We start from the raw sequence: 15,349 nt of genomic DNA, 5'->3' as shown, positions 1-15,349 counted from the left end.
GGACAGCGCGAAGGGGCCGCCCGCAAACGGGCGGCCCCTCAGCAGTGTCGGCGCTCAGCGCCCCAGCGCACGCCGTCCGCGGCCCTGGGACACGACCGGGAGGTTGCGGGCCGGAGCCTGCGAGCGGGTGTCCTCCTCGATGCGCAGCGCGAGCGCCGGGCAGCGCCGCACCGCCCGCAGCGCCTTCGCCTCGGCGTACTGTGGCACCTTCGCCTGGGCGACGGTCGGGAAGCCGTCGGCGCCCAGCTGGAAGACCTCCGGCAGGATGTCCGCGCACAGGCCGTGGCCCCGGCACAGCGTCCAGTCGACGAAGATCTTCTGACGGCTGCCGCCGCTCTCCTCCGCGGCCGCGGCGCCCGGGATGCCCGTCGGCGCCCTGCCGCCCTCGAACAGTGGCAGGACGCCCTCCACGCGCCGTCCGCAGCCGTTGCCGAGGACGTGCGCGGCGAGGTCGTCCGTGAACGCCTTGATGGTCGACTCCAGGAACATCGCGGAGCCGTCCGGGTGCGAGCACGCGCCGCGCCGCTTGACGTTCTTGGCGACCTGCTTGAGCGCCTCCAGAGCGGCCGGGCCGCCGCCGTTGAGGATGTCCTCCATGCCGCGCGCGGCGGCCGGCAGGCCGAGGTAGCAGGGACCGCACTGGCCCGCGCTCTCCTCCGCCAGCCACTGCGCCACGCGCAGCGACTCGCCCAGCGGGCAGGTCTCCTGAGTGATCGGCAGGATGGCGCCGGCGCCGAGCGCTCCGCCCACCGCGTCCAGGGAGTTGCGCGAGACGATTGCCTCGTTGACCGTCGCCGCGTCGATCCACTTGCCGTGGTAGCCGCCGGTCAGCACACCCTGCGGCACCGGCGGGGCGCCGGCGAGCTGGAGGACGTAGCGCAGCGGCACGCCCGTGGGGACCTCGATCACCATCGGGCGGGCGACCGCGCCGGAGACCGTCAGCATGACGGTGCCCGGCTCGTCGTACAGACCGGTGTTGCCGTAGCGCTCCGGGCCGATGCGGGCGGCGATCGCGAGCTGCGCGAACGTCTCCGCGTTGGACAGCAGGGTCGGTGCGCCGCCCACGCCGTTCTGCGAGGCGCTGACCTTGCGGCCGGGCGGGACGGCCGGGCCGCCGTCGATCGAGCGGATCAGGGAGGCGGCCGCGCCGGTGACCATGCGCACCGGGTTGCGCTGCACGAACGCACGCAGCGCCGACCTGCGGCTGTTGCTCAGGCCGCGCTCGGACAGCGCGGCCTCCATGGAGCGCTGGGTGGACTCCCGGGTGACCCCCACCACGAGCGTGCGGGCACCCAGAGCCTCGGCGACGAGCAGCGCGCCGTCCAGGATCAGGTGAGGGGCACGGTTGATCAGCACCGTGTCCTTGCGGCAGGCCGGTTCGTCCTCACTGCCGTTGACGACGACGACCGGCCGTACGCCGCGCTTGATCGCCGCTTCGGCGACCGAGCGCAGCTTCTTGTGGAAGGGGAAGCCCGCGCCGCCGCGGCCCTTGAGGTTGATGGCCTCGGAGAGCTTCGCGAGCTGCTCTCCACCCATGGGTTCGAGCGGCCCATGCACCTTCAGGTGCATGGGCAGATCGAGTCGTTCGACAAGGTCGAAGCCCGACGTGAGCTGGGGAAGGCCGACCACGCGGACTTCTGGGACGTCGGGCAGGGCCTCGTTCACTTAAAGCCTCCGGAAGGCGTGTTCCAAGGTTCGCCCGAACCCGGTGCGTCGAAGTCGTAGGAAGAAGCACCGGGGCGTGGTTCATTGGCGGGACCGCTGTTGTACGTGTCGTTGGTGTTGTACGTACCGAAGGGGGCGTTCGTCTCACCGGTGTTGTACACATCACTCCCGCCGTACTGGCCGGTGCCCCCGCTGCCGTAGGGCGGGATGTTGAAACCGGTGTCCTGGAGCGGGTCGTAGGCCGACGGGGGTGCCTCGCCGACCGGCGGCGGGGACGGGATCGGCCAGCTGCCCGAGGTGCTGCCGCCGTTGTCGACGCGCGGCATCGCCTCCGTGGCCTGCATGTCGAACGGCATGTCCATGCGCGCGGTCTGGTCGGCGGCCCCGTAGGACTGCTGGCCGCGGGGCGTGTTGACGGCCCGGTAGGCGGCCGCGAAGCCGTTCGCCGGTTCCGGCGCGGGCGCCTCGAACGACGAGGTGCGCGACTCGCGCGACGAGCCCCGGTTCTCGTAACCCGGTAGGGAGGACGACATGGTCTCGCCCATGCGCCCGCCGCCCTCGCCCATACGGCCGCCGCCCTCGCCCATACGGCCGCCGCCCTCGCCCATACGGCCGCTTCCCTCGCTCATGCGGGCCCGGCTCTCCTCCAGCGCGTCGCGGCCCATCGGCTCCACGACCCCCAGGAGCATGGCGATCCGGTCGGCGACCTGGCGCTTGATCGGGCGCGGCGCCGCGCGCAGGGCCAGGGCGCCCATCACCACGAGCAGGGACGCCATGTACAGGTACGTGAACAGCGGGCTCTTCACGGCTCGACCCGCGTAGAGTCCGTGGACCAGGGCGGCACACCAGGCCGGGTAGGCCAGCATGTGCATGGCGCGCCAGCGTGCCGCGACGGGGGCCGGGGAGGCGAAGCGGCTGCGCAGCGCCCCGGTGATGCCCACGAAGATCATCAGGAGGCCGGCCAGCGAGCCGAGACCGACCAGGCCCTCGATCCCGGTGACGCCGAGCGAGAAGGGGATGATCGCGGCGATCAGCTGGGTGTGGTCCAACGCGATCTTCGTGGTGACGTGCAGCAGCAGGAACGCGATCGAGGCGACCGCCGTCGTCCTGTGCACCGCCTGGCCGACGATCCGCTGGCGCGTGTTGAGGAAGATCCGGTCCTGGGCGACCAGGCCCCAGATCACCGAACAGCTGAGCGAGACGAGGGAGAGGACGCCCGCGCCGAAGTTCAGGAAGTCGCGGAACGTGTCACCTCCGACCAGCACGACCACGGGTATGAGGAGCAGGACGACAGCCGACACCAAGCCGTAGGCCGACCGGCCTGTGGCGGGGAGCGAGCTGTTACTACGACGAGGGTTCATGGGGGCAACTCCGAGCAGTTCGGGAAAGCGGTCCCGATGCCGAACTCTAAGCGGGCGCCATACCGGTGGGTACGAGGTTTGAGTTATTGCGTTGTTATCAAAGGACAATGCGCCTGTTGTGATGTCCCTTAGTTACTGTTACGCGAAGTAATCTTTGAACCTGGTTCAGCTTTCGCCGGGGTGCTTACGGTGTCACAGAGACATACGTAAGCGCGTCGCAGCTTGCTCAGGGGCTGCGGTACTCTAGCGCCATGCGTGCCGTACGCCTTCTGCTTAGCGGGCCGCGCTGATCAGTCCCGACCCCCGGTGAGAGCGGGTCGGAATCGGCGCGGCGTCCCCTCCTGTGCGAGGGGATTTTTCGTTTCCCGAGAGAGACAGCCGCCGGCAGAGACGATCGATGGAGCTTTGAGGATCATGAGCGAGACGAACCCCGCTGCCACCGCCGAGGTGGCCGCGCCGCACCGCTACACGGCCTCCGTGGCCGCCGACATCGAGGCACGCTGGCAGGACTTCTGGGACGCCGAGGGCACCTACGCGGCGCCGAACCCCCGGGGCGACCTGGCCGGCGACCCCGCGGTGGTGGCCCGCCCCAAGAAGTTCATCATGGACATGTTTCCGTACCCCTCCGGTGCGGGCCTGCACGTCGGCCACCCCCTGGGCTACATCGCCACCGATGTATACGCCAGGTTCCAGCGCATGACCGGCCACAACGTCCTGCACACCCTGGGCTTCGACGCCTTCGGCCTGCCCGCCGAGCAGCACGCGGTGGCCACCGGCGAGCACCCCCGGGTCACCACCGAGGCCGCCATCAGCAACATGAAGTCCCAGCTGCGCCGGCTGGGCCTGGGCCACGACAAGCGCCGCTCGTTCGCCACGATCGACCCGGACTACTACAAGTGGACCCAGTGGATCTTCCTGCAGATCTTCAACTCCTGGTACGACGACGAGGCGAAGCAGGCCCGCCCGATCTCCGAGCTGGTCGCGCAGTTCGAGGCCGGTGAGCGCGGTGTGCGCGGCGACCGCGGCTGGGACGAGCTGACCGAGGCCGAGCGCGCCGACGTCCTGGGCGAGTACCGCCTGGCCTACGCCTCCGACGCGCCCGTCAACTGGTGTCCCGGCCTGGGCACGGTCCTGGCCAACGAGGAGGTCACCGCCGACGGCCGCTCCGAGCGCGGGAACTTCCCCGTCTTCAAGGCCAAGCTGCGCCAGTGGAACATGCGCATCACGGCCTACGCCGACCGGCTGCTGGAGGACCTGGACGCGCTGGACTGGCCCGAGGCGATCAAGCTGCAGCAGCGCAACTGGATCGGCCGCTCCGAGGGCGCCCGCGTCGACTTCCCGATCGACGGCGAGCGCATCACCGTCTTCACCACCCGCCCGGACACCCTGTTCGGCGCGTCCTACATGGTGCTGGCCCCCGAGCACCCGCTGGTCGGGAAGTTCACCCCGGCCGCCTGGCCGGAGGGCACCCACGACGTGTGGACCGGCGGCCACGCCACCCCCGCCGAGGCCGTCGCCGCCTACCGCGCCCAGGCCGCCTCCAAATCCGACGTGGAGCGCCAGGCCGAGGCCAAGGACAAGACCGGCGTCTTCATCGGCGCGTACGCCACCAACCCGGTCAACGGCGAGCGGATCCCCGTCTTCATCGCCGACTACGTCCTGATGGGCTACGGCACCGGCGCGATCATGGCCGTCCCGGCCGGCGACCAGCGCGACTTCGCGTTCGCGCGCGCCTTCGAGCTGCCGATCCCCTGCATCGTCGAGCCGACGGACGGCCGGGGCACCGACACCACCACGTGGGAGGACGCCTTCGCGGCGTACGACGCGAAGATCATCAACTCGTCCAACGACGACATCTCCCTGGACGGCCTGGACGTCGCCGCGGCCAAGGCCCGCATCACCGAGTGGCTGGAGAGCAAGGGCATCGGCCAGGGCACCGTCAACTTCCGGCTGCGCGACTGGCTGTTCAGCCGCCAGCGCTACTGGGGCGAGCCCTTCCCCATCGTCTACGACGAGGACGGCATCGCCCACGCCCTGCCCGAGTCGATGCTGCCGCTGGAGCTGCCCGAGGTCGAGGACTACTCGCCGCGCACCTTCGACCCGGACGACGCCGACACCCAGCCCGAGACGCCGCTGTCGCGCAACGCGGACTGGGTCAACGTCACCCTGGACCTGGGCGACGGACCGAAGAAGTACCGGCGTGAGACCAACACCATGCCGAACTGGGCCGGCTCCTGCTGGTACGAGCTGCGCTACCTGGACCCGCACAACAGCGAGAAGCTGGTCGATCCCGAGATCGAGCGGTACTGGATGGGCCCGCGCGAGGGGCAGCCGCACGGTGGCGTCGACCTGTACGTCGGCGGCGCCGAGCACGCCGTGCTGCACCTGCTGTACGCGCGCTTCTGGTCCAAGGTCCTGTTCGACCTGGGGCACGTCTCGTCCGCCGAGCCGTTCCACAAGCTGTTCAACCAGGGCATGATCCAGGCCTTCGTCTACCGCGACAGCCGTGGCTTCGCGGTACCGGCCGCCGAGGTGGAGGAGCGCGACGGCGCCTACTACTACCAGGGCGAGAAGGTCTCCCGCCTGCTGGGCAAGATGGGCAAGTCCCTGAAGAACGCCGTCACCCCGGAGTCGATCTGCGAGGAGTACGGCGCCGACACCCTGCGCCTGTACGAGATGGCGATGGGCCCCCTGGACGTCTCCCGGCCGTGGGACACGCGCGCGGTGGTGGGCCAGTTCCGGCTGCTGCAGCGGCTGTGGCGCAACGTCGTCGACGAGGCCACCGGTGAGGTGACCGTGGTCGACGCGGAGCCCGACGAGGACACCCTGCGCGCCCTGCACAAGGCGATCGACGGCGTCCGCCAGGACCTGGAGGGCCTGCGCTTCAACACCGCCATCGCCAAGGTCACCGAGCTGAACAACCACCTGACCAAGGCGGGCGGGGCGGTGCCGCGCTCCGTCGCCGAGCCGCTGGTGCTGATGGTCGCGCCGCTGGCCCCGCACATCGCCGAGGAGCTGTGGCGCAGGCTGGGCCACACCGACTCGGTCGTCCACCAGGACTTCCCCGTGGCCGACCCGGCCTACGTCGTGGACGAGACCGTGACCTGCGTCGTGCAGATCAAGGGCAAGGTCAAGGCCCGCCTGGAGGTCTCGCCGTCCATCTCCGAGGAGGAGCTGGAGAAGGTCGCGCTGTCCGACGAGAAGGTCGTCGGGGCACTGGACGGGGCGGGCATCCGCAAGGTCATCGTGCGCGCGCCGAAGCTGGTGAACATCGTCACGGCGTAGTCGCGGGACGCGTGATCTCCGCGTGATCTCGCGCTGGGGGTAGTCCCCTACGGGCAGGTTCGGGGTTCTTGAGGAACTCCGGACCTGCCCTTTGCGTTTACCGTGGAGGAGCGGCGCGAGACGTGCCGCGCCCGTTCGGAGGAGGAGCGCCGTGGAAGCAGTGATCGCCGTCATCGTCCTGCTCTTCGTGCTCTTCGTGGTGCTCGGTGCCTACGCCACGGTGAAGGTCGTCGGCGCCGCCAAGCGCGGCGTGGACCGCACGATCCACCAGGCCCGCCGCACGGTCGAGGACCACACCCTGCGCGCCAAGTCCTTCGCCCAGACCGGCCCGGCGGCCGAGATCGCCCAGCTCCGCCTCAAGCTGCGCACCTCGATGCGGGCCACCCAGGACGCGCTGTACGCGGGCGTGACCCAGGACGAGTCCCTCAGGGAGTCCCTCGGCCTCTTCCAGCGGCTCAGCACGCACGGACACGAACTGGACGGCGAACTCAAGCGCCTGGAGGCCGAGCCGGACCGCGCGACCCTCGCCGCGCGGCTCCCCGAGCTGCGCGAGCGCACGGAGCGCATCACCGGCTCCGCCGACTCCCTGCGCTGGGCGGCCCGCGACCGGGCCCACCGCTTCGCCGGCGACGACCTCGACACCCTGAGCGCACAGATCGACGTGGAGGCGGGCGCGTTGCGCCACTGGACGACGTCGGAGACCGCGACCTCGCCGAGCACCGCCGACCCGCCGCCCTCGTGGCCCGAGGCGCCCGCCGCCGACGCCGCCGGCGAGCAGACCTGGCAGGGCAACCCGCGCCCGCGTCAGGCGTCGGAACCGGCCCGGCCCGCGATCACCCCGCCGGGAGCCCGACCCACCTACCCCTGGCAGAAGAAGCCCCGCCCCGAGAGCACCACCTGACCCCGCCACACCCGTCCCAGGTCAGAGGGGCCGGGCTGCCGAGGGGGCAGTACGCCAGGTAACCTCCAGCTCATGTCCCGCCATGTCGCGATCGTCACCGATTCAACGGCCTACCTGCCGCAGTGGACGATGGAGCGCCACGGCATCACCGCGGTACCCCTGACCGTGGTCCTCGGCGACCGGGCACTGGAAGAGGGCACCGAGATCTCGACCCGCTCCCTGGCCCAGGCACTCCAGAAGCGACGCCCCGTCACCACCTCGCGCCCCAGCCCCCAACTGTTCGCGGAGACCTACCGCAAGGTCGCCGAGTCCGGCGCCACCGACATCGTCTCCCTCCACCTGTCCGCCGAGCTCTCCGGCACCTACGACGCCGCGGTCGTCGCGGCCCGCGAGGCGCCGGTGCCGGTGCGGGTGGTGGACACCGGCATGGTGGCGATGGCCCTCGGCTTCTGCGCGCTCGCCGCGTGCGAGGTCGCGGAGACGGGCGGCACGGTGGACGAGGCCGTCACGGCAGCCGAGAAACGGGCCGCGAGCACCTCCGCCTACTTCTACGTCGACACGCTCGACTACCTGCGCCGCGGCGGCCGGATCGGCACCGCCCAGGCCCTGTTGGGCTCCGCACTCGCGGTGAAGCCGCTGCTCCAACTCGCGGACGGGCGCATCGACCTCCTGGAGAAGGTGCGGACGGCCTCGAAGGCCATCGCCCGCCTCGAGGAACTCGGCGCCGAGCGCGCCGGCAGCGCGGCCGTCGACATCGCCGTCCACCACCTCGCCGCCCCCGACCGCGCATCGGCCCTGGCCGACCGCCTCCGCGCCCGTGTGCCCGGCCTGGCCGACCTGCATGTGAGCGAGGTGGGCGCGGTGATCGGGGCGCATACGGGGCCCGGTCTGCTGGGAGTTGTGGTCTCGCCGCGGTGAGAGGCCGCTGCCGGTCACTCGTACGGGTGGCGGAGTTGTCCACAACCGGCGGGTAGTCCCCGGGAATTGAGCAAGATCATCGCGGGTCGGCGGTGTTCGTCGACCCTCGTCCCATGGCACTTCGATCACGCTCACGCACAGCGACCGCGACGAGTGGACCTGGCCGTGGAGCCACGTCCGACGTCCGCACCCGCCACCTGCGCCGCCGCTCGCGCACACCACAGGACGCTGCCCGGCATCGGCATGCTTCTTCGGCGGAGGAACTCCGTCGGCGCGCGGAGATGCTGTTCGCCCCAGGGGAGGGACAGCGGGGGGAGTCGGGGAGCGGGCCGCCGGGGGAGGGGCGAGGTGGCGTGCTTGTGGGGGCGGGTGCGGCTGCGGGCGTCGGTGCAGGTACGGATGTCGGTGCCGGTGCCGGTCCGGAGGTGGGCGAGGGCTTTGACGGTCCGTCGGACCGGGCGGAAGTGGTCGGGGCTGCGGACGCCGGGGCGCGGGATGCGGGGTCCCGTTGGCCGGGGGGCGCTGAGAACTCGGCAGAGGCGCCGCGTGCTCGGGCGAGGGTGCGGGTCGGGCTCGCGCTGCGGGAGCGGATGCCGGTGTGGCTGCAGGCGCGGTGCGGGCTGGAGCTGCGGAGCGTACTGGCGCTCACGGCACTGCTCGTCGTCGCCGCGGCCTTCGCCGTCCAGCACTTCTGGACCGGGCGGCCCCAGCCCGTCCAGGCACCCGAGGTGGTGCGGGCTGCGGCACCTTACGAGGCCCGGGAGTCCGGCAGGGCCGAGGCCGAGCCCGACGGTGCCTCGGCCGGTGCGCCCACGGCAACGGCGACGGGCACCGCAGGTGCGGAGATCGTCGTGGACGTCAGCGGCAAGGTCCGTGACCCCGGAATCCATCGCCTCCCGGCCGGCTCCCGTGTGGCCGACGCGTTGCGCGCGGCCGGCGGGGTACGGCCGGGCACGAACACCGACGGCCTCAACCGCGCCCGCTTCCTCGTGGACGGGGAGCAGGTACTCGTCGGCGGCTCCGCCGCCGCGCCGGGCGTCGCTCCTGGCCCCGGAGGCGCCGGCCCGGCCGGAGGTGCGCCGGGCGGAGCCGCACCCGCGACCCCGGTGTCCCTCAACACGGCCACGGTGGACCAGCTCGACACCCTGCCGGGCGTGGGACCCGTGCTGGCCCAGCACATCGTCGACTACCGCACCCGGAACGGCGGCTTCCGATCGATCGACGAACTGCGCGAGGTCAACGGCATCGGCGAACGCCGCTTCGCCGACTTGCGGAACCTCGTACGGCCATGAGGGCGGGACGTGTTGTGCGACTCGACGGAGGTGCGCCGTCCGGCGGAGGTGTGCCCTTCGGGGGAGGCGTGCCACCCCACCCCGGCGACGCTCCCTCCGCCCGCCCCTCCGTGCACGCCGCCGCCGGGAACCGGCTCGGGGCCGCGAACCCCCGGCAGGAAGGGCCGACGGATCTGCGGCTCGTGCCGCCCGCGCTCGCCGCGTGGGTGACGGCGGCCCTGGCGCTGGACGCGTCGCCGGGCGTGGTCGCCGGAGTCGGTGAGGTGTGCCTGGGGCTGGCTGTCGTACTGCTGGCGGTGCGGCGGCGTGGACGAGGCGGTGCCACGGAGCCCGGGCCGGGCGGCGCGTGGTCGCGTACGACGGTCGCCGCCGTGCTGCTCTGTGTCGCCGCGGCGGCCGCCTCCGCCGGGCTGCACGGGGCGGACCTGCGGCGCGGACCGGTGCCGGTGCTGGCCCGGCAGTACGCCACGGTGACCGCGGAGGTGGAGGTCACCGCGGACCCGCGGCTCAGTCGGCCCCGTGTCACCGGCAACCACACGGCTCGCCCCGCCGTACTGATCGGCGCGGAGGTCCGTCGAGTCGGGGACGTGGCCACGCGCGCGCCGGTGCTGGTGATCGTCGACGTGGGCACGGACGGCGCCGGGGGTGGTGCCGAGGCGGCCACCGATGCCCGGCGTACCGCCTGGCTCGCGCTGCTGCCCTCCACGAGGGTCCGGGTGAGCGGGCGGCTCGCCCCGGCGTTGGTCGGCGGTGACCGGATCGCGGCGGTGCTGCGGGTCCGGGCGCGGGAGCGGCCTAAGCCGGAGGTGCGGGAGAGGCCGAAGCCGGAGACGAGGGAGCGGTCGGCTGCGGAAACAGCGGGAGAGGGGTCGGCGCCGGACGTGGTCGGCGAGCCGTCCGGTGCGCAACGGCTCGCAGGCCGGCTGCGCGCCGGTCTGCGGGAGGCCACCGACGGGCTGCCGGCGGACGCCAGGGCGTTGTTGCCGGGGCTGGTCGTCGGGGACACCGCGCGTATCACGCCCGAGCTGGACGAGGCCTTCAAGGAGACCGACCTCGCGCACACCCTGGCCGTGTCCGGCAGCAACCTCACGATCATCCTCGCCCTGCTGCTGGGGCCGCCCGGCGTCGCCCAGCACGTCGAGCGCCGCGGACTCGCCCCGCGTCTCGGCATCCCCCTGCGGGCCACCGCACTGCTCGGTGGAGCGCTCACGCTCGGCTTCGTCGTGGTGTGCCGGCCCGACCCGAGTGTCCTGCGGGCCGCGGCCTGCGGTGCGGTCGTCCTGCTCGCCCTCGCGACGGGCCGCCGCCGCTCGCTGGTCCCTGCGCTGGCGACGGCCGTCCTGCTGCTGGTGCTGTACGACCCGTGGCTGGCCCGCAGCTACGGCTTCCTGCTCTCCGTCCTGGCCACCGGCGCCCTGCTGACGCTCGCGCCCCGCTGGAGCAACGCGTTGCGGGGCCACGGGGTGCCGCCCCGGCTGGCGGAGGCGCTGGCCGCGGCGGGCGCCGCGCAGGCGTTGTGCGCGCCGGTCGTGGCGGTGCTGTCGGCTCGGGTGAGCCTGGTCGCGGTGCCGTGCAACCTGCTGGCCGAGTTCGCGGTGGCACCGGCCACGGTGCTGGGGTTCGCGGCGCTGGCGGTGGCGCCGGTGGCGATGCCGGTGGCCAAGGCGTTGGCGTGGGGCGCGAGTTGGCCCGCCGGCTGGATCGCGGACGTGGCCCGGACGGGGGCGGCGCTGCCTGGCGCGGGAGTGGACTGGCCGGGCAGTTGGACAGGGGCGCTGCTGCTGGCGCTCGCCACGGCCGCCGTCGTGCTCGTCGGCAGGCGGTTGCCGGCGCATCCGTGGCTGTGCGGGGCGTGCGGGGTGCTGCTCCTGCTCGTGGTGGTGCAGCCGCCGCCGCTGACCCGGGTGGTCACGGGCTGGCCGCCGCCCGGCTGGCGGTTCGCGATGTGCGACGTGGGCCAGGGCGACGCGACGGTGCTCGCGGCGGGCGAGGGCACCGGGGTGGTGGTGGACGCCGGGCCCGATCCGACGCTGGTCGACCGGTGCCTGCGCGACCTCGGCATCACCAGGGTCCCCCTCGTCGTGCTGACCCACTTCCACGCCGACCACGTGGCCGGACTGCCCGGCGTACTGCGGGGGCGCGCGGTGGGCGCGATCGAGACGACGGGCTTCGAAGAGCCCGCCGAGCAGGCGGAGTTCGTACGGCGGGAGGCGGCGGCACACCACGTTCCCCTCACCCGGGCCGGTGCCGGGGAAGAGCGTCGGATCGGAGCCCTGTCCTGGCAGGTGCTGTGGCCTCCACCTCACCCGGTGCCGGAGCCGGAGGGCCCCAACGACGCCAGTGTCACCCTGCTGGCCCGCACGGCCGGGCTGCGCCTGCTGCTGCTCGGCGATCTCGAACCCCCGGCCCAGCAGGCCCTGTTGCGGTCACCGGCGGCCGGGCTGCTGGGCGGTGTCGACGTGCTCAAGGTGGCCCACCACGGCTCCGCCTACCAGGACCCGGACCTCATACGCGCGGCGGCTCCCCGGCTCGCGCTCATCTCGTGCGGCGAGGACAACCCCTACGGGCATCCCGCGCCCAGCACGGTCGCCGCGTTGCGCGCCGGGGGTGCGACCGTGCTGCGCACGGACGAGGACGGCGCGGTGGCGGTCGCCACCCTGGGCGGTGAGCTGCGGGTGGCGCGAGACTGAGGGCATGAACTCCGCACAGGTCGACGCCTACCTCCGCCGTCTCGGGGTCGCCCACCCGGCGTGGCCCACCATCGACGTCCTGCGCGAACTCCACCTGCGCCACCTGCAGACCGTGCCCTTCGAGAACCTGTCGATCCATCTCGGCGAGGAGATCGTGCTGGAGGAGAAGCGACTGCTGGACAAGGTGCTGGGCACGGGCAGGGGAGGGTTCTGCTACGAACTGAACGGGGCGTTCGCCGCGCTGCTCACCGCGCTGGGCTTCGACGTCACGCTCCTCGCCGGGCGGGTGTACGGGGAGGAGGGACGGCTCGGGATCCCGTACGACCACATGGCGTTGCGGGTGCGGACGGTGGACGCGGGTGCCTGGCTGGCGGACATCGGCTTCGGGGCGCACAGCTACTACCCGCTGGCCTTCGAGGAGCGGGGCGAACAGGCGGACCCCGGCGGTGTCTTCCGGATCGTCGAGGCGGGTCCGGACGCGGCGGGCGCGCGGGGCGGGGCGCCCGGGGCACAGGCGACCGGGGCGGCCGATCTGGACGTCAGCCGCGACGGCAGGCCCGAGTACCGCCTGGAGGTGCGGCCGCGGGTGCTCGGCGACTTCGCCGTCGGGGCCTGGTGGCACAGAACCTCCCCGACCTCGCACTTCGTGCGGTCGCTGGTCTGCTCACGGGTCACCGAGGAGGGCGGGAGGGTCACGCTGAGCGGGCGCAGGCTCACGGAGACGGCCGCCGACGGCCGGAGGCAGGAGCGGGAGCTGACCACGGACGGGGAGGTGCTGACGGTGTACCGGGACCGGTTCGGGATCGAGCTGACCTCCGTACCGGTCGTGCGGACCGCATGACGGCGGCGGGGGAGGGGTGGCCGACAATGGCCCGGTGAGCGATGTGAGACATGTGCTGGTGCTGCCCGACCGCGATGCCGCTCAGGAGGCGGCGGAGACGCTCGGGGAGCGGTTCGGCATCACGGAGGAGCCCAGGCTGGTGCGGGACGCGCTGGCCGGTGAGGACGATGCCGAGGACGCGCAGTGGCTCGTCGTCCTGCGGGACGAGGAGGAGCGGCTGGACCCGGGCGAGCTGGACGCGTTCGCCGGGGAGTGGGACGGCTGGCGCGAGGAGCCGTAGGCCCGGCGCACCCGGTACGCGGGCCCCGTTGTCAGTGGCCCGTGGGATGCTTGTCGCGATGGCCAGGAACACTGCGAATGACGACCCTCTCGCCCCCGTGACGCTCGCCGTGGGCCAGGAGGACCTCCTGCTCGACCGTGCCGTGCAGGAGGTGGTGGCCGCCGCCAGGGCCGCCGACGCCGACACGGACGTACGCGACCTGACCCCGGACCAGTTGCAGCCCGGGACGCTCGCCGAGCTGACGAGCCCGTCGCTCTTCTCCGAGCGCAAGGTCGTCGTCGTACGCAACGCGCAGGACCTGTCGGCCGACACGGTCAAGGACGTGAAGGGGTATCTGGGCGCGCCCGCCGAGGAGATCACCCTCGTGCTGCTGCACGCGGGCGGAGCCAAGGGCAAGGGGCTGCTCGACGCCGCCCGCAAGGTGGGCGCGCGGGAGGTGGCCTGCCCGAAGATGACGAAGCCCGCCGACCGGCTGGCCTTCGTAAGACAGGAATTCCGGGTGACCGGGCGGTCCGCCACGCCCGAGGCCTGCCAGGCGCTCGTCGATGCCATCGGCAGCGATCTGCGGGAGCTGGCGTCGGCCGTGTCCCAACTGGTCGCCGACGTCGAGGGGACCATCGACGAGGCCGTCGTCGGGCGGTACTACAAGGGCCGGGCCGAGGCGTCGAGCTTCACGGTCGCCGACCGTGCCGTCGAGGGGCGGGCGGCGGAGGCACTGGAGGCGCTGCGCTGGTCGCTCGCGACCGGAGTGGCGCCCGTGCTGATCACCAGCGCGCTGGCACAGGGCGTGCGGGCGATCGGCAAGCTGTCCTCGGCGCGGGGCGGCCGACCGGCCGACCTGGCCCGGGAGCTGGGGATGCCGCCGTGGAAGATCGACCGGGTGCGCCAGCAGATGCGCGGATGGACACCGGACGGGGTCGCCGTCGCCCTGCGCGCGGTGGCCGAGGCGGACGCGGGGGTCAAGGGCGGTGGCGACGACCCCGAGTACGCGCTGGAGAAGGCGGTCGTGACGATCGCGCGGGCGGCGCGTTCCCGAGGACGCGGATAGGGGCCACGGGGAGGAGAATCGTGCGTGTCAGCCGTACCTCGCCGAACACGGAAAGGTGGCGATCGTCATGGCTGAACACCCGCACGCAGCGCTCGTCCGCACGGGCTATGACGCCTTCCAGCGCGGAGACATGGACACCCTGCGCGGTCTGATGACCGGGGACTGCACCCACCATGTGCCCGGCTCCCACCCGCTCTCGGGCGACTTCAAGGGCATCGACTCGATCATCGACGGGTACTACAGCCGACTCTCCTCGGAGACGGGCGGATCGTTCCGCGTCGCCCTGCTCAACGTGTTCGTCGACGGCCGCGGGCACGCCGTCTCCACACACCGGTTCACCGCCGACCGGGGCGGCAAGCACATCGACGAGAACGGCGGCATCGTCTTCCGGATCGTCGGAGACAAGATCACCGACCTCGACGAGTGCGTCGAGGACATCGACAGGACCAACGCATTCTGGTCGTGACGGCGGACGGTCCCCTTCTGACCATGACGGCCGACGGGTCGCATCGGCATGACGAAGGCCCCTGCGTCCGCCCTGGGGAAGGGCGAGGCGCCGGGGCCTTCGTTCACAAGCTGCCGGAGCCGCGCCCGCGTGGCGAACGCAGGCCGCGCGCGGCTCCTTGGGGTGCCGGTCGGGAGCGGATGAGAGAGGGCCCGCTCTGGGTCCTTCCGGCGGTCAGATCAGAAAGGGGTTCAGCCCTTGAGGGACGCGACCTTGGTGGCAAGCGCCGACTTCTTGTTGGCGGCCTGGTTCTTGTGGATGACGCCCTTGGAGACGGCCTTGTCGAGCTGACGCGCGGCAGCGCGCTGGTACTCGGTGGCCTTCTCGACGTCACCCGCGGCAGCGGCCTCGCGGGCCTTGCGGATCGCGGTCTTCAGGGAGGACTTGACGGCCTTGTTGCGCAGCCGAGCCTTCTCGTTGGTCTTGATCCGCTTGATCTGGGACTTGATGTTCGCCACGAATGAGCCTTTGCAGGTTCAGGCACGGGGCCGCACGGGTCCCGTACCGATGATTTTCTTGAGGAGTGCCTCGCGCTGAGAGGGCATGAGGCACAGCCACCCAGG

12 protein-coding genes are annotated in these 15,349 nt (G+C 72.4%); 9 read left to right on the top strand and 3 right to left on the bottom strand.

The window, feature by feature from the left end; genetic code table 11:
- Positions 1-54 precede the first annotated feature (54 nt).
- A complete protein-coding gene (locus ACGFNV_RS42450) occupies positions 55-1,665 on the bottom strand; it encodes an NADH-ubiquinone oxidoreductase-F iron-sulfur binding region domain-containing protein (RefSeq protein ID WP_393630525.1) in 1,611 nt (536 codons plus the stop codon).
- A complete protein-coding gene (locus tag ACGFNV_RS42445; protein ID WP_393630523.1) occupies positions 1,662-3,026 on the bottom strand; it encodes a cytochrome b/b6 domain-containing protein in 1,365 nt (454 codons plus the stop codon). The genes ACGFNV_RS42450 and ACGFNV_RS42445 overlap by 4 nt, the downstream gene beginning before the upstream one ends.
- Before the next feature lie 414 nt (positions 3,027-3,440).
- Between ACGFNV_RS42445 and leuS the strand changes: the two genes are divergently transcribed.
- From leuS to ACGFNV_RS42400, 9 genes are all read left to right on the top strand, one after another.
- A complete protein-coding gene (gene leuS / locus ACGFNV_RS42440) occupies positions 3,441-6,311 on the top strand; it encodes a leucine--tRNA ligase (protein ID WP_393630522.1) in 2,871 nt (956 codons plus the stop codon).
- 151 nt (positions 6,312-6,462) lie between these two features.
- Positions 6,463-7,212: a hypothetical protein gene (locus ACGFNV_RS42435; protein WP_393630520.1), complete on the top strand. Its 750-nt coding sequence runs from the start codon at positions 6,463-6,465 to the stop codon at positions 7,210-7,212.
- A 72-nt stretch (positions 7,213-7,284) separates the two neighbouring features.
- Positions 7,285-8,130 (top strand): DegV family protein, encoded by an 846-nt coding sequence (locus ACGFNV_RS42430; RefSeq protein WP_393630518.1) that lies wholly within the window; start codon positions 7,285-7,287, stop codon positions 8,128-8,130.
- Between the two features lie 113 nt (positions 8,131-8,243).
- Positions 8,244-9,422, top strand: coding sequence for a helix-hairpin-helix domain-containing protein (locus ACGFNV_RS42425; protein ID WP_393630516.1), 1,179 nt, complete (start codon positions 8,244-8,246; stop codon positions 9,420-9,422).
- A gap of 110 nt (positions 9,423-9,532) precedes the next feature.
- Entirely contained in the window at positions 9,533-12,112 is a 2,580-nt protein-coding gene (locus ACGFNV_RS42420) for a ComEC/Rec2 family competence protein (RefSeq protein WP_393630581.1), read from the top strand.
- 4 nt (positions 12,113-12,116) lie between these two features.
- A complete protein-coding gene (locus ACGFNV_RS42415) occupies positions 12,117-12,953 on the top strand; it encodes an arylamine N-acetyltransferase (protein ID WP_393630514.1) in 837 nt (278 codons plus the stop codon).
- 34 nt (positions 12,954-12,987) lie between these two features.
- On the top strand, positions 12,988-13,233 hold the full coding sequence (locus ACGFNV_RS42410; RefSeq protein WP_393630512.1) for a hypothetical protein: 246 nt from the start codon (positions 12,988-12,990) through the stop codon (positions 13,231-13,233).
- Positions 13,234-13,291: 58 nt separating this feature from the next.
- Positions 13,292-14,281 (top strand): DNA polymerase III subunit delta, encoded by a 990-nt coding sequence (gene holA / locus ACGFNV_RS42405; protein ID WP_393630510.1) that lies wholly within the window; start codon positions 13,292-13,294, stop codon positions 14,279-14,281.
- A gap of 67 nt (positions 14,282-14,348) precedes the next feature.
- Entirely contained in the window at positions 14,349-14,747 is a 399-nt protein-coding gene (locus ACGFNV_RS42400) for a nuclear transport factor 2 family protein (RefSeq protein WP_393630508.1), read from the top strand.
- Positions 14,748-14,977: 230 nt separating this feature from the next.
- Here ACGFNV_RS42400 and rpsT read toward each other — a convergent pair whose 3' ends face one another.
- Positions 14,978-15,244: a 30S ribosomal protein S20 gene (gene rpsT, locus ACGFNV_RS42395; RefSeq protein ID WP_030172934.1), complete on the bottom strand. Its 267-nt coding sequence runs from the start codon at positions 15,242-15,244 to the stop codon at positions 14,978-14,980.
- Positions 15,245-15,349: the final 105 nt, after the last annotated feature.

The organism is Streptomyces sp. NPDC048751, from assembly GCF_043198595.1.
Taxonomy (GTDB): Bacteria; Actinomycetota; Actinomycetes; order Streptomycetales; family Streptomycetaceae; genus Streptomyces.
Note: the sequence above shows the minus strand (reverse complement) of the source record. Positions and strands in the feature narration are given on the sequence as shown.

Excerpts from the sequence above, each read along its gene's own strand:
- leuS (WP_393630522.1), top strand. The coding sequence starts at position 3,441 with ATGAGCGAGACGAACCCCGCTGCCACCGCCGAGGTGGCCGCGCCGCAC.
- holA (WP_393630510.1), top strand. The coding sequence starts at position 13,292 with ATGGCCAGGAACACTGCGAATGACGACCCTCTCGCCCCCGTGACGCTC.
- ACGFNV_RS42415 (WP_393630514.1), top strand. The coding sequence starts at position 12,117 with ATGAACTCCGCACAGGTCGACGCCTACCTCCGCCGTCTCGGGGTCGCC.
- ACGFNV_RS42430 (WP_393630518.1), top strand. The coding sequence starts at position 7,285 with ATGTCCCGCCATGTCGCGATCGTCACCGATTCAACGGCCTACCTGCCG.
- ACGFNV_RS42445 (WP_393630523.1), bottom strand. The coding sequence starts at position 3,026 with ATGAACCCTCGTCGTAGTAACAGCTCGCTCCCCGCCACAGGCCGGTCG.
- ACGFNV_RS42400 (WP_393630508.1), top strand. The coding sequence starts at position 14,349 with ATGGCTGAACACCCGCACGCAGCGCTCGTCCGCACGGGCTATGACGCC.
- ACGFNV_RS42425 (WP_393630516.1), top strand. The coding sequence starts at position 8,244 with ATGGCACTTCGATCACGCTCACGCACAGCGACCGCGACGAGTGGACCT.